14 protein-coding genes and 1 pseudogene are annotated in these 14,179 nt (G+C 61.2%); 4 read left to right on the forward strand and 11 right to left on the reverse strand.

Annotated elements, in window-relative coordinates; translation table 11 throughout:
• Nucleotides 1–331: 331 nt before the first annotated feature.
• The gene (gene stpA / locus PFH44_RS10475) at nt 332–727 is read left to right on the forward strand and encodes a DNA-binding protein StpA (RefSeq protein WP_283824976.1); all 396 of its coding nucleotides are present in this window, start codon (nt 332–334) and stop codon (nt 725–727) included.
• A 67-nt stretch (nt 728–794) separates the two neighbouring features.
• Here stpA and PFH44_RS10480 read toward each other — a convergent pair whose 3' ends face one another.
• From PFH44_RS10480 to PFH44_RS10495, 4 genes are all read right to left on the reverse strand, one after another.
• A complete protein-coding gene (locus PFH44_RS10480) occupies nt 795–974 on the reverse strand; it encodes a hypothetical protein (RefSeq protein ID WP_045857751.1) in 180 nt (59 codons plus the stop codon).
• A gap of 129 nt (nt 975–1,103) precedes the next feature.
• Nucleotides 1,104–1,625: a rhodanese family protein gene (locus PFH44_RS10485; protein WP_045857752.1), complete on the reverse strand. Its 522-nt coding sequence runs from the start codon at nt 1,623–1,625 to the stop codon at nt 1,104–1,106.
• 9 nt (nt 1,626–1,634) lie between these two features.
• Nucleotides 1,635–1,934 carry an ArsR/SmtB family transcription factor gene (locus tag PFH44_RS10490; protein WP_045857754.1) on the reverse strand — a complete coding sequence of 100 codons (300 nt, stop codon included), beginning with the start codon at nt 1,932–1,934 and terminating at the stop codon, nt 1,635–1,637.
• Nucleotides 1,935–2,048: 114 nt separating this feature from the next.
• A complete protein-coding gene (locus PFH44_RS10495; RefSeq protein WP_283824977.1) occupies nt 2,049–3,830 on the reverse strand; it encodes a sigma-54-dependent Fis family transcriptional regulator in 1,782 nt (593 codons plus the stop codon).
• A gap of 250 nt (nt 3,831–4,080) precedes the next feature.
• Between PFH44_RS10495 and exaC the strand changes: the two genes are divergently transcribed.
• Nucleotides 4,081–5,601 carry an acetaldehyde dehydrogenase ExaC gene (gene exaC / locus PFH44_RS10500; RefSeq protein WP_283824978.1) on the forward strand — a complete coding sequence of 507 codons (1,521 nt, stop codon included), beginning with the start codon at nt 4,081–4,083 and terminating at the stop codon, nt 5,599–5,601.
• Between the two features lie 71 nt (nt 5,602–5,672).
• Here exaC and PFH44_RS10505 read toward each other — a convergent pair whose 3' ends face one another.
• Genes PFH44_RS10505 through PFH44_RS10535 form a run of 7 tightly spaced genes read right to left on the reverse strand, consistent with a single transcriptional unit; the run spans nt 5,673 to nt 12,640 of the window.
• Nucleotides 5,673–6,635, reverse strand: coding sequence for an ABC transporter ATP-binding protein (locus tag PFH44_RS10505; protein WP_283824979.1), 963 nt, complete (start codon nt 6,633–6,635; stop codon nt 5,673–5,675).
• Nucleotides 6,628–7,614 (reverse strand): ABC transporter ATP-binding protein, encoded by a 987-nt coding sequence (locus PFH44_RS10510; protein ID WP_045857762.1) that lies wholly within the window; start codon nt 7,612–7,614, stop codon nt 6,628–6,630. The genes PFH44_RS10505 and PFH44_RS10510 overlap by 8 nt, the downstream gene beginning before the upstream one ends.
• Nucleotides 7,614–8,507 carry a D,D-dipeptide ABC transporter permease gene (ddpC, locus tag PFH44_RS10515; protein WP_045857764.1) on the reverse strand — a complete coding sequence of 298 codons (894 nt, stop codon included), beginning with the start codon at nt 8,505–8,507 and terminating at the stop codon, nt 7,614–7,616. The genes PFH44_RS10510 and ddpC overlap by 1 nt, the downstream gene beginning before the upstream one ends.
• Entirely contained in the window at nt 8,508–9,527 is a 1,020-nt protein-coding gene (locus PFH44_RS10520; RefSeq protein WP_045857765.1) for an ABC transporter permease, read from the reverse strand.
• 59 nt (nt 9,528–9,586) lie between these two features.
• Entirely contained in the window at nt 9,587–11,140 is a 1,554-nt protein-coding gene (locus tag PFH44_RS10525) for an ABC transporter substrate-binding protein (protein WP_283824982.1), read from the reverse strand.
• Between the two features lie 5 nt (nt 11,141–11,145).
• Complete coding sequence (gene ddpX, locus PFH44_RS10530; protein WP_283824980.1) at nt 11,146–11,730, reverse strand: D-alanyl-D-alanine dipeptidase; 585 nt, start codon at nt 11,728–11,730, stop codon at nt 11,146–11,148.
• A 37-nt stretch (nt 11,731–11,767) separates the two neighbouring features.
• The gene (locus PFH44_RS10535) at nt 11,768–12,640 is read right to left on the reverse strand and encodes a MurR/RpiR family transcriptional regulator (RefSeq protein WP_045857770.1); all 873 of its coding nucleotides are present in this window, start codon (nt 12,638–12,640) and stop codon (nt 11,768–11,770) included.
• Between the two features lie 314 nt (nt 12,641–12,954).
• Here PFH44_RS10535 and PFH44_RS10540 point away from each other — a divergent pair, with 314 nt between their 5' ends.
• Together PFH44_RS10540 and PFH44_RS10545 are read left to right on the forward strand one after the other, a co-directional pair.
• Nucleotides 12,955–13,716, forward strand: coding sequence for a transporter substrate-binding domain-containing protein (locus PFH44_RS10540; RefSeq protein ID WP_283824981.1), 762 nt, complete (start codon nt 12,955–12,957; stop codon nt 13,714–13,716).
• An 83-nt stretch (nt 13,717–13,799) separates the two neighbouring features.
• Nucleotides 13,800–14,179, forward strand: a pseudogene (locus PFH44_RS10545) (MFS transporter); the annotation flags it as partial.

The raw sequence follows: 14,179 nt of genomic DNA on the forward strand, positions 1-14,179 counted from the left end.
ATTATGCTAAGGCTTTCCGCATCCCCGCTATATACGCACGTCGGAGCAGGCGCGCGGCTCAGGGATATTCCTGTTGCGCATCGACGCGCCCTGAGGAGTAATATCAGCGGGCGGTTTGCCGTTACGCTAATCTGAATAACTCGCAGCCGCTGGCGCTATATTGAACCCAGCCCGTAAAAGCCTTCTGCCTGGGGCGTGTATAAATGAATTCACAACGGAATTATCTTTCTATATTTATACGGGGATATTAAAGGTGGTAATAAATAATCTCGGCTATTAAGATGGTCACGTAATTTTGTTTTATTTGTTATCCGGAGTTTTTTGAAAATTTATGTCTTTAATGTTACAGAAACTGAATAATATCCGCTCGCTGCGGGCCATGACGCGTGAATTCTCCATTGACGCTCTTGACGATATGCTGGAAAAGCTCAGGATCGTCACTGAAGAAAAACGTACCCGGCAGCAGGCTGACCATGCGCAGAAAGCTGAATATCAGGAAAAAATTAGCACCTGGCTGGAGCTGATGATGGCCGATGGCATTACGCCTGATGAGCTGCTGGGCCAGAAGAGAGCGCCGGGAACGAAAGCGCGGCGGCCGCGTCCGGCAAAATATCGTTTTATCGATTTTAACGGTCTGGAAAAAACCTGGACCGGCCAGGGCCGTATGCCGAAGCCGATCGCCCGGGCCCTCTCTGCGGGTAAAACCCTCGAGAGCTTCCTGATTTAATATTTATCCCGCAGCGGTAGGCTCTCTGCGACAGGGGAAATAACGGTGGGGTGACCCACCGTAAATATCAGCAAACGCCGAAATCGCCGTCTTCGGTATAGGGCGTCACGTCGGCCGCTTTGAGGGTAAATTTCTCTCCCTGCTCGTTGCTGGCCTGCACGGCGACAATGTGATCGTCGTTGACGGCCACCACTTTAAGCTTTGGACCGCCCGTTCGCGGCTGTACCAGATCGCCAGGTGAATACATTATCTCTCTCCTCTGCATGAATAATCCGACGCCTCATCCTGCTACCTGCCGTGACCCTGCGTCGCGATTGCGGATATTAACCATAGCTCAGCCGAACGGCAGGAGACAACTGACCTGAGGGGGTAGATATCAGCGTCGGTTCCACGGCATCACCGCCAGCAGCCGCGCCATGCCGCAAAAGCCGGTGATACCGGCGAAGGTCAGCCCGGCGCCGACGAACGCGCTCAGCAGGAAAAAGCCGCTGCCGAAGCCGTATCCCAGCACCACGCCGAGAAGTATGAGCCCGCCGGCGGCGATCTGCACCTGACGCATCAGCGGCAGCGGCTGCGATTTATCTTCTGCGACCGGCAGGCCCGCCGCCTTCCAGGCCTGAATGCCGCCGGCCAGCAGCCTGACCTGCGCCGGAGCGGCGGCCGCCAGCAGGCGAATGGCGTTGTTTTGCGTCCGCGAGCCGGCCTGGCAGTGGAAAATAATCGTTTCATCGGCGGTGGCGCGCAGCGTCGCGCCGCCGTTCAGGGCGCTGAGCGGGACCAGCTCGGCGTCGGGAATGTGCTCGCGGGCATACTCATCGGCGTCGCGGATATCAATTAATCTGGCGCCCCGGGCGATTTGCGTCCGGGCTTCTTCGGGAGAAAGGGCGGTGATAGTCATGACGGCTCCTTAAGGGCAATAGATGGCCTTCAGCGTGGCGATAATCTGCTGGACGGCAGGATCGGTGATGAAGTAATGGATGCGCTGCGCCTCGCGCCTGCTGTCGATGAGGCCTTCGTCGCGCATGCGCGCCAGGTGCTGTGAGGTGGCGGAGGGGCTCAGGCCGGTGATCCGCGCCAGCTCGCCGGCGCTGGCGTGCGGCGCGTCGCAAAGCATGCACAGAATCATCAGCCTGTTGGGGTTGCTCATTGCTTTTAACAGGGCCGCGGCTTCCCCGGCGCTGACCTGCAGCTCTTGTGGCGTGTTCATCTCTTTATTTTAGTATTGTCTAAATTTAGCTTATTCTAAAATAAAGGGGCGCATGATGCCAGCGCGGATAGCGGTATGTTGCTTCGTTGGCGGGGCGCGAGGCCCCGCAGAGGATTAATTGCGTCCCGACCGCGCGGCCCGGCGATAGAGCGTGCTGCGCGCCACGCCCAGCGCCTGCGCCGCCTTACTGACGTTACCGTTGTAGGTGGTCAGGGTATCGGCAATCAGCTGGCTATCGTGCTGCTGCAGCCCGCGCGGCGCGGCGGGAGCCGGCGCTGTCCGGTACTCGGCGGGCAAATCGTCAACCTCGAGGCGGGCGCCGTCGTCGGCCAGCGCCAGCAGAACCTTCATCAGGCTTTGCAGCTGGCGCACGTTGCCCGGCCAGGGCTGACGGGCGAGGTTGTCCAGCAGGTCCGGCGACAGCTGCACCCGACGCTGCCCCGCGCCGAGCGCCTGCCATAGCCGCTGGATAAACGCCGGCAGCGCCGGCCAGCCGCGCAGCGGCGGAATGGCCAGGGCAAATTCCCGCAGGCGATAGAACAGATCCTCGCGAAACTCGCCGTCGGCGACGCGCTGGGCCAGATTACGGTGGGTTGCACAGATCACCGCGAAGTTGACCGGGGTGCTCTGGCTGGCGCCGAGCGGAGTGACCTCTTTTTCCTGCAGCACCCGCAGCAGCCGCGTCTGCAGCAGCATCGGCATATCGCCAATCTCATCCAGGAACAGCACGCCGCCGTCGGCCTCGCGGATTTTACCGATATAGCCGTTTTTACTGGCGCCGGTGAAGGCCCCCGGCTGATAGCCAAAGAGCTCTGACTCAATCAGCGATTCGGGAATGGCGGCGCAGTTGATGGCCACAAACTTACCGCTGCGCCAGCGGCTATGCTGGTGCAGGGTACGGCTGACGTACTCTTTCCCACACCCCGTTTCTCCTTCAATGCACAGCGCGATGCCGGCGTTGAGCAGGCGCACCATTTTTTCCCCTTCGCGCGGGCCGGCGAAGGGAAGGTCGACGGCGGGGGGGGCCGACACCGCCACGGCGCTGCGGGTAGGGGCGCGTAGCCGGTAGTAGTAGCTTTGTCGGCGAACGGTGAGCGGCAGCGGAACGCTGACCGCGGTTTGCGTCAGCAGCGGAAAGAGCTGCTGGAAGGTGATGCGGCCCAGCTGCTCGCTGCCGAGCCCCAGCTCGCGCATCGCCAGCCGGTTGCCGGCGGTGAGAACGTTATCGGAAAAGACCAGCAGCAGCTCCTCAACGCTGTCGAGCTTCTGCGGCTGCGAGTGCAGGCTCATCAGCCACTGCTGCGGGTGCAGGCTCTGTTTTACCCATAAATACTCGATCTGTTTAGCCGCCTCTTTCACCCATCCCAGGGTATGCGGATGGGGGAAATGCGCCGGCCCGGAAATATCCAGCACGCCGGCAATTTGCCCGTCAGGGCTCTGAATGGGAATGGCCGCGCAGTAGAGATCCTGGTTGCTGGTGAGAAAATGCTGGCGGCCGTCAATTTCGCAGCTGTCGTCAATCGCCAGCGCGGTGCCGATGGCGTTAGTCCCGCGGCCGCTTTCGCTCCATAAATTTCCCGGCGCGAGGGCAAAGCTCTGCGCCTTCTGCATGGCGTGCATATTGCCGAAGGTTTGCAGCACCAGGCCGCTGGCATCGGAGAGGATCACCACCGACTGCAGGTCGGCGACTTTACGCGACAGGGCGCCAACCACCGGCTGCGTGAGCTGCTGCAGCCCGCTATGGCTGGCCAGCAGATCCGCCAGCTCGCCGGAGCGCAGGCGCGGGAAGTTATCCGTCGTGGGCTGCAGGCCATACAGCTGGCTGCGAAACCACGAATCGCTGAGCAACGGATTAGCTGTTTCCTCCGGGGCGAGGGTAAACGGGTTTCCTTGCACGGAGCACCTCATGGTCGGCTGAGTTATGTTGCAACATTGTAGCTTTACGGTTTCTTATGTGTTGCGATTTGCGACACAGAAGCAAAAATCGGCGCCGTATATAAATGCGACGACTATTAATGTTTTGATTTTATTTATTATTTTTAAAGGCGAGAAAACTGGCACAACCCCTGCAATAGCCCTGTTGCAGCAGGCAAGAGCAAAAAACCAATACGCCGCTGCGCCTCAACCCTACAAGAAGGAGATTGCAATGCGTTATGCTCATCCTGGCACCCCGGGCGCGTTAGTTACCCTCAAATCCGCCTACGGCAACTATATTGACGGCAAGTTTGTCGAGCCGCTCGGCGGCGAATTCTTTATGAATACCTCCCCCGTGGACGGTAGCGACATTGCGCAATTTCCCCGCTCCGATGCCAAAGATATCGATTTTGCCCTTGATGCCGCGCACCGCGCCGCAGAGGCATGGGGAAAAACGTCGGTGCAGCAGCGCTCCAACCTGCTGCTGGAGGTTGCCGATCGCATCCAGAAAAACCTCGAGTACCTGGCGGTAGCGGAGAGCTGGGATAACGGTAAGCCGATTCGCGAAACCCTCAACGCCGATCTGCCGCTGGCGGTCGATCACTTCCGCTATTTTGCCGGCTGCCTGCGCGCGCAGGAGGGCAGCACCGCCGAGATCGACGAAACCACCGTGGCCTATCACTTCCACGAGCCGCTGGGCGGGGTGGGGCAGATCATCCCGTGGAACTTCCCGCTGCTGATGGCGGCGTGGAAGCTGGCGCCGGCGCTGGCGGCGGGCAACTGCGTGGTGCTCAAGCCCGCAGAGCAGACGCCGCTCAGCATTACGCTGCTGCTGGAGATTATCGGCGATATCTTCCCGCCGGGGGTGCTGAACGTGGTGCAGGGATTCGGCAAGGAGGCCGGCGAAGCGCTGGCGACCAGCAAGCGGATCGCGAAAATCGCCTTCACCGGCTCCACGCCGGTTGGCCGACATATTATGGCCTGCGCCGCGGAGAATATTATTCCCTGCACCGTTGAGCTCGGCGGCAAGTCGCCAAATATCTACTTTGCCGACGTGATGGACGGGGAAGACGAGTTTATTGAGAAGGCGGTGGAGGGGCTGGTGCTGGGCTTCTTCAACCAGGGCGAAGTCTGCACCTGCCCATCGCGGGCGCTTATTCATGAATCGATCTACGAGCCGTTTATGGAGCGGGTGATGGCGAAAGTGGCGCAGATTCGCCGCGGCGACCCGTTTGATACCGATACGATGATCGGCGCCCAGGCCTCGCGCCAGCAGTTCGACAAGATCCTGTCGTACATTAAGATTGCCCGCGACGAAGGCGGCCAGATCCTCACCGGCGGCGAGCGCGCCAGCATCACCGCGGAGCTGGATAACGGTTACTATATTCAGCCGACCCTGATTAAGGGGCGCAACGATATGCGCAGCTTCCAGGAGGAAATTTTTGGCCCGGTCATTGGCATCACCACCTTTAAGGATGAAGCGGAAGCCCTGGCGATCGCCAATGAGACCCAGTTTGGCCTCGGGGCCGGCGTCTGGACGCGCGATACTAACCTGGCCTACCGCATGGGGCGCGGGATTAAAGCCGGCCGCGTGTGGACAAACTGCTACCACGTCTACCCGGCCCACGCGGCGTTTGGCGGCTATAAGCAGTCCGGCGTCGGGCGTGAAACCCACAAAATGGCGCTGAACGCCTACCAGCAGACGAAAAACCTGCTGGTGAGCTACGGTACCGCGCCGCTCGGTCTGTTTTGATTGAACCTCCGCCGCGTCACTCCGTGACCGGCAGATAAAAACCGCCACCTTGTGTTCAGGTGGCGGTTTTTTTAGTTTACGCCGCTGCAGGCAAGGCTTTCCGCCTTCCAGCAGCGGGCGGCGCTGCCGTTGGCCAGCGGGCGCAGGGGCTGCGGTTGCTCACAGCCGGCGCCGGCGAAGGGGCAGCGCTCGCGAAAATAGCAGCCCTCCGGCAGATGCCGGTTGCCGGGCAGCTCGGTGTTGCGCGGGGCGTCGCCCAGCGGCGCGCCTATCCGCGGCACCGAATCCATCAGCAGCCGGGTATAGGGATGAGCCGGGGCGTCGAGGACACGGCGCGCTTCGCCCATCTCGACGATTTGCCCGAGATACATCACCGCCACGCGGTCGCTCATATGACGCACCACCGAGACGTTATGCGAGATCAGCACGAAGGTCAGGTTCTGCTGTTTTTGCAGCTCAACCAGCAGATTGAGGATCTGCGCCTGCATCGAAATATCCAGCGCCGAGGTGGGCTCATCCAGCACGATAATATCCGGCTTCGCCGACAGCGCGCGGGCGATCGCAATGCGCTGACGCTGGCCGCCGGAAAAGGCGTGCGGCAGGCGGTCGAGATACTCCGGGCGTAGCCCAACCTGCAGCGCCAGCCGTTCGGCGAGCGCGCGCCGCGCCTTTTCGCCGGGCCGGGACTGGATCCACACCGGCTCGGTGATGGTCCGCCAGACGGGCAGGCGCGGATCCAGCGAGGAGAGGGGATCCTGAAAGACCATCTGCATTCTTCCGGCGTCGCCCCCGGCCGCGGAGTCCCCACCGCGATCGAAGCGGCCGGAAGAGGGTTTGAGCATGCCCATCAGCAGCCTGGCGAGGGTGCTTTTGCCGCAGCCGGATTCGCCAACGATACCCAGGGTTTCACCGCGATAGGCCGTCATATCGAGGCCGTTTAGCGCATAGACGCGCTCGACGACCTTGCCGCGCCAGTTCTTGCGCGCCGGAAAGTTAAGATGAACATCGCTCAGCGTTAATAGTCTGTCAGACATGGGCGTTCTCCCGTTGCGGATACCAGCAGGCCGCCTGCTGTTCGGTGTGTTCTATCGGTCGCAGCTGCGGGACCGTCCCGCAGCCCTCGCCGGCGGCGAAGCAGCGCTCGCGGAAGGCGCAGCCCCCCGGCAGGCGCGCGAGATTGGGCACCGTGCCGGGAATCGATTGCAGCAGCGATCGCGGTTCGCCGTTATCCGGAGCGCTGTTCAGCAGGCCAACGGAGTAGGGATGCAGCGGATGATGCAGTACCTGCGGGGTGGAACCGCTTTCGATAACCGCCCCGGCGTACATGACGTATAGCCGATCGCAGACCTGGGAAACCACCGCCATATCGTGGCTGATAAACAGCACCGCGGTTCCCGTGGCCTGCGCCTTCTGTTTTAGCAGGCGCAGAACCTGGCGCTGAACGGTCACGTCCAGGGCGGTAGTGGGCTCATCGGCAATCAGCAGGTCGGGCTCGCAGGAGAAGGCGATGGCGATCATCACCCGCTGGCGCATCCCGCCGGAGAGCTCAAACGGATAGCGCTCCATCACCCGCTGCGGGTCGGCGATCTGCATATCCGCCAGCAGCGCCGCCGCCCTGGCGCGCGCCTCGCGGGCGGAGAGCGGACGGTGCTGGCGGATAACGTCCACCATCTGTTTACCAATCCGCCGCGTCGGGTTCAGGGCGGTCATCGGCTCCTGGAAAATCATCGCCACCCTGCGGCCGCGAATAGCGCGCATCTCTTTTTCCGTTGCGCCGAGGATATCGTTGCCCATCAGGGTCACCTGACCGCTGTGGATCTGATAGCTCTCCGGCGGCAGCAGGCGCATCGCCAGCATTGCGGTAACGGATTTCCCCGAACCCGACTCGCCCACCACGCCAACGATTTCGCCGCGGTCGATATGCAGGGAAACGGCGTTCAGGACGTGCACCGCGCCCTGATAGACGGGGAAGCTTAAGCGGACGTTATCGATAGTTAAAACCCGATTATTCATTAGCTGCGTCCTCCGGACTTCGGATCCAGTAAGTCCTGAATCCCGTCACCAAACAGATTAAAACCGACGGCGGTGATCAGGATGGCGGCGCCGGGGAAGGCGCAGTACCACCACTGGTCGAGAACATAGTTGCGGCCGTTAGCCACCATCGCTCCCCATTCGGCGGTCGGCTGCTGGGCGCCGAGGCCGATAAAGCCCAGCGTTGCCGCCATCAGGATGGCGCTGCCGATATCGAGCGAAGCCTGCACTACCAGCGGCGGCAGCGCATTGCGCAGGATATGCCAGCTGATCAGGTGCCAGCGGGAGGCGCCGAAGGTGACGGAGGCCTCCACGAAGCTGTGCTGGCGCACGACCAGCGTCTGCCCGCGGGCGAGGCGCACGTAAAAGGGGATCCGCACGATGGCGATCGCCAGCATGGCGTTGAACAGGCTCGGGCCTAACGCGGCGGCCAGCGCCATCGTCAGCACCAGCGAGGGGATCGACAGCATGATATCCATCAGCCGCATGATCAGCGCGTCGCTGCGCCCGCCCAGCACGCCGGAGAGGCAGCCCAGTAGCGATCCGCCGATCCCGGCGATCAGCACCACCGCCAGCCCGGCGGCGATCGACTGCTGGCTGCCGATCAGCACCCGGCTAAACAGATCCCGGCCCACTTCGTCGGTGCCAAACCAGTGGCTCAGCGACGGCGCCTGCAGGCGGGCGGTCAGATCGATGGCGTTGGGATCGTGCGGCACCAGCCAGGGGGAGAAGATCATCAGGAACAGCATGATCAGCATAATGCCGCCGCCGATCAGCGTCAGCGGGCTTTTACGTACCAGCCACAGGCGGCGTTTCCACGCGTGGCTGCGGCTGATTTTCGCGCCGACGGCGGGGCTTTCCTGGGTCATCATCACTTAGCTTTCTCCCCGACCCATACGCGGGTCGATCCACAAATAGAGCAGGTCAACGAGCAGGTTGACCAGCACGTAGGCAAAGGACACCACCACGGCGAACCCCATCACCGCCGGGAAATCGAGCGCCTGAATAGAGGAGACCACGTAGGCGCCCATTCCCGGCCAGGCGAAGACGGTTTCGGTCAGCACCGCGCCGTACAGCAGGTCCCCCAGCGCGAGGCCGAGCACGGTGACCGAGGGGATCAGCGCGTTGGGCAGCGCGTAGCGCATCACGATGGTCCACTTCGGCAGGCCGCTGGCCAGCGCGGTGCGGATGTAATCTTCGCTAAGCTGCTCCAGCATCGCCGAGCGAATCTGCCGGGCGACGATCCCCAGGTGGACGAAGGCCAGGGTGGTGGCCGGCAGAATCAGATGCTGAAGGGCGTTAAAGAACACCTCGAGGTTGCCCTCCAGCAGCGAGTCGATCAGGTAGAAACCGGTCACGTGGGTCGGCGGGTCAAACCAGTCGTCAAGTCGTCCGCTGCCCGGCAGCCAGTTGAGCTTGCCGTAAAACAGAACGATCACCCCCAGCCCCAGCCAGAACGCCGGGGTAGAAATACCGGTCAGCGCCATCAGGCGTACCAGATGATCGGTCCAGCGGTTGCGGTACACCGCCGAGAGCACGCCGAGCGGAATGCCGACCACCAGCGCGATAAACAGCGCGCATATCGCCAGCTCCAGCGTTGCGGGGAAAAAGGTTTTCAGATCTTCCAGCACCGGGCGCCCGGTACGGATAGAGGTGCCGAGATCGCCGTGCAGCAGCGCGTTGACGTAGTGTAAAAACTGCTGCCAGAGGGGGAGATCCAGCCCCAGCTGCTGGCGAATATGGCGCACGATCTCATCGCTCGCGCGATCGCCCGCCAGCAGCCGCGCGGGGTCGCCGGGAATGAGGTGCGAAATAATAAAGGTGATTGCGCATACGCCGGCGACGACGAGGATCAGTCCCCAGCTGCGTTGTCGTAGTAAACCCCAGAAACTCATCATGACGTCCTCTGCCGGGCCGATGGCTGCCCGGCATCACAAGGTTAAGGTGCGGCCCGCTATTTGCGCATCTCGGCAATATTGAAGATCTGCTCGAGCATCGGGTTAAAGACGAAGCCTTTGACCTCTTTGTTCATCGCCACCTGATAGTTCTTCTGGAACAGATAGACGTAGGCGGCCTCATCGATCACCGTTTTCTGCGCCGCCTGATAATCCGCGGTTCGCTGCCCCTGATCGGCGGTGGAGACCGCCTTCTTGAGCAGGGCGTCAACCTGCGGGTTCTCGTAGAATGAACGGTTGCCCGGCAGCCCTTTCTTATCCGACTCAAACCAGTAGTTCATGAACATATAGGGGTCGGCGAAATCCGGGCTCCAGTTGCCGATGGCGATGTCGTAATCCCCTTTGCCAATCCGCTCGCGCATGGTGGCGTTAGCCAGCTTTTCGAGCTTCACCTGGATACCCAGCGCCTGCAGATTCGCCTGGGTGGAGAGGGCGATAGGCTCCCAGTTAGGGTCATTATCGGAGTAGAGGAACGACAGGGTTTTCGGCTTATCCGCCACTTTTTCCAGCGCGGCTTTGGCTTTGTCCATATCGAGGGAGTACTGCATGGCGCTGGCGTCATAGCCCCACATGCCGTCCGGGATCGGGCCGCGCATCTGCTTGCCGTTGCCGCCGAGAATGCCGTTGACCATCCCTTTATAGTCGGTGGCCCAGGAGACGGCGCGGCGAAGATCGACCTGATTCATCGGCGCCTTGCTGTTGTTAAGGTACAGATAGGTGACGCGCAGCGCCGGATAATCATACACCGCGACCTTATCCTCTTTTTTCAGCGCCGCGAACTGGTCTACCGGCAGCGCGTCGGCAATATCCAGATCGCCCTTGGTCAGCTGCAGGCGGCGGGCGGAGCTTTCGCCGATAATCTTCACCGTGACCCGCTTAAAGACCGGCTTAATGCCGGCGTAGTGCGGGTTGGGCACCAGCACCAGCTGCTGGCCTTTCTGCCAGCGCTGCAGCATATAGGCGCCGGAGCCGGCGGTGTGCTCCGCCAGCCAGCCGCGGGCGTCGTCGGCGGCGTTGGCCTTCAGCACCGCCGGATTGACGATCGACGCGCCGTCGTTGGCGAGGGTGTGCAGAAACGGGGCAAAAGGCTCCGGCAGGGTGAAGCGGACCGTGGTGGGATCGACGGCATCAATTTTCAACCCGCTCGGGAAGGCTTCCGAAGGACCCTGCTTAATGCGCATCAGGCGTTCGAACGAGAGCTTGACCGCCTCGGCCGTCACCGGCGAGCCGTCGGCAAACTGCATGCTTTTGTGCAGCGTAAAGGTCCAGGTTTTACCATCATCGGAGACCTGCCAGCTCTCCGCCAGCTCGCCCTCGACGTCCGTCGAACCTTTCCCGTCATCGGTTTTGTATTTCACCAGCCGCTGATAGGCCGGGTAGGTGACCGTCCAGTCGTTGTTATCGATAGTCACGGCCGGATCGAGAGTCTGCGGGTCGGCGGCTTTGCCGATCACCAGCATATCTTTGGGGACCGCGGCATAGGCCGGTGCAACGGCGGCGGCCAGCGCGACGGCCAGCAGCAGCGGACGAAAACCGGTTAAGGGGGTACGCATCATTTTCATGGAATTACTCCGTCAGTCTTAGCGGGAGCCAGGCAGGCAAAAACATCATCAAGGAGCGGATAACCGGCCGCGTCCGGTAGTTCGAAGTGCCACCATTCCGTGGAAATACCCTTAAAGCCGCCGCCAAACATCACGGCGTTCAGCAGCAGGCGATGACGCTGAGCGGCGGCAGGAACCGCCGGGTGGTAAGGGTGAGAGAGATCGTCCATCTCATCGAAGGCGGTGCCCATATCCAGCGGCTGGCCGCTTTCGTCGAGCAGCGTCACGTCGATAGCGGTGCCGCGGCTGTGGTTCGAACCCAGCGCAATCGGCACCACGTAGTCCTGGTTCGGACAGGCGTTCCACAGCAGGTGCTGAGCCTGCTGCGGACGATAGGCATCGAGAACCTGCAGATGCAGGCCCGCCAGCCGGGCGATGTGCAGAGACTTTTCCAGCGCCGCCGCCGCGTCCGGGTGCAGCAGGCAGCGGGCTTCGGCATAGATGGGCTGGCCGGTAATGTTATCGGCGCTGGCGTACTTGAGATCGATAGCCAGCGCCGGAAACCGCGCTCGGATATCGACCAGGGTGACTTGCTGATTCATCTGTTATTTCCTGTCCTGAAGCCTGGCGAGCAGGCGCTTATTCACGTTCAAATTGACCAAACTCCTGCTGCAGCGCCCGGTTCTCGGCCAGGCGCTGCGAAAGCGACGGGCCGAGCCGCTCGACCACCGCCGAGAGCAGCAGGTTGAAAAGGCAGCCGATCGGCGCGAGCGAATCCCAAAAGTGGCCGGTATCGGTTTTGACCTGCAGCAGATCGAGCGGATAGTCGCGGGCCCACGGGCACCAGATATCGGTCACCAGCGCGGTGGCGATGCGCCGCTCGGCGGCCACCCGGCAGAACTGCCTGGCGGTGCTGGAGTAGGCGCGGGTATCGGTGATCACCACGTAGGGATGCTCATATTCGGAGTTCAGCGCCTCCAGCCAGCTGCCGGAGCTGCCGTCGGCGTAGGTCACCCGCGGGCGCAGATATTCGAGGTGGCTAAAAAAGGCGTTGGCGAGACCGCGCGTGGACTGAATGCCGATCACAATCACCGCGTCGGCTCGCGCAATGCGATCGCTGATGCGGGCGAAGGTCTCCTCCTGCGCCAGCTGGTAGACGTAGCGGATCGCGTCGAGCTCCATCTGCAGCGACAGGCTGGCGCGGTCGGGCTGCGCCTGCTGCTGCGCCCAGGAGTCGAGGCGATCGATGACGCCCCAGTGTCTATAGGGCACCGGCGCGCGATCCTTCAGGCTGTTTTTAACATCATCGAGGTTGCGGTAGCCCAGCTTGCGCAGGTAGCGTCCGACGGTGATCCCGCTGGTGCCGGTTGCCTGGGCAATGCTGTCCGCGGTCTCAAAGGGGATATGCTGACGATGGCTCAGCAGCCAGCTGCCGATGCGCTTTTCGCTAGGCGTCAGCTGGCTGAAGGTCGCCTCAATGGTGCGAAACAGCTCGTCGCTACTCTCGTTCATCCTCACCCCCGGTGATATTGGGTTCTCATAAATCATTGCGCTGTTACTCAGATAACAAAGCACAATGCATGCCATCTCTTACGGAACACCGTCGTTTGCGGTATGACGGGGAAAAGAGTGGAGGCAGGCGAACTATGAGCGTAGATTTTCAGCAAAATATGCACAAAGAAGGTGCAACATTTCCTGGTTGTGCATCACAAAAAGAAAACATATGGTTAACAAAATTATCATTAATGCCCGTTAACGAAAAAAAATACCGGCGGGGATCAGACGCTTAGAATTAACATAACTGACTAATTAATAAGGATGATGGTATGAAGGTTAAGGTTTGTATTGCCCTGGCGCTGGCGAGCGTGGCCTGCAGCAGTTCGGCACGCGATATGCAAACAATTCAGCAAAGCGGCGAGCTGAGGGTCGGCGTGCCGGGAGATTACGCCCCGCTGGCGTTTCATAACGGTGCGGGGGAGCTGCTCGGCTATGACGTTGACATGGCGAAAGATCTTGGCGAGAAGCTGGGACTGAAGGTGGCGTTCGTGCAGACCAGCTGGCCGACGCTGTCGGGCGATCTGCAGGCCGATAAGTTTGATATCGCCATGGGCGGCGTCACCGAAACGCCGGAGCGGGCGAAAGATTTCGCCCTCAGCCATCCGGTGGTGGCCAACGGCAAAATTGCCCTCGCCAGCTGCACGGCGGCGCCGGGGCTGGGGAGCCTTGAAAAAATCGATCGGCCGAACGTGAAGGTGATTGTGAACCCCGGCGGCACCAACCAAAGCTACGTCGATGCGCATATTAAGCATGCGCAGATTATCCGGGTGAAAAACAACGTCGATAACCTTGAAGCGCTGCGGCAGAAAACCGCCGACATGATGGTGACCGACCTGATTGAGGGCGTCTATTACCAGAACAAAGAGCCCGGGGTCTTTTGCGTCGCCAACGAGCAGCCCTTTCCGGGAACCGCCAGCTTTAAGGTCTACATGATGAACAAGGATAATCAGCCGCTGCTGGAGAAGGTCAACCGCTGGCTGGATAGCCAGGATAAAAATGTGCTCAAGCAGAAGTGGAAAATTCACGAATAGGCGCTGGCGATTGCCTCATTGCCGGGTAAAGTGGCTGTTCACACGCCGCGCAGGCGCGCAGCGCAACCGGATAACGATAATTGATGAATGCTGAGATAACCCTGCCGGTCAGGCAACAGAACAACAATATTATCCGCCTGGCGACCGCACAGGCGCTGGCGGGGGCCAACTCGGTGGTCTTTTACGCCACCGGAGCGATTGTCGGCAACGCCATCGCTCCCGATAGTACCCTTGCCACGCTGCCGATCGCCATTTTTGTCCTCGGGATGGCGGCCTGTATTTTACCCTTTGGTGCCCTGGCCAGAAGGCGCGGGCGCAAAGCGGTCTTTATGCTGGGCACCGGCGCCGGGGTTCTGACCGGCCTGCTGGCGGCGCTGGCGGTGGTGCTCGGCGCATTCTGGCTCTTCTGCGGGGCGGCATTTTTGGGGGGCGCCTACGCGGCGGTGGCCGGGTCGGTTCCCTT

The sequence above is a fragment of the Klebsiella sp. Ech2A genome, assembly GCF_030078455.1.
GTDB lineage: Bacteria > Pseudomonadota > Gammaproteobacteria > Enterobacterales > Enterobacteriaceae > Klebsiella > Klebsiella terrigena.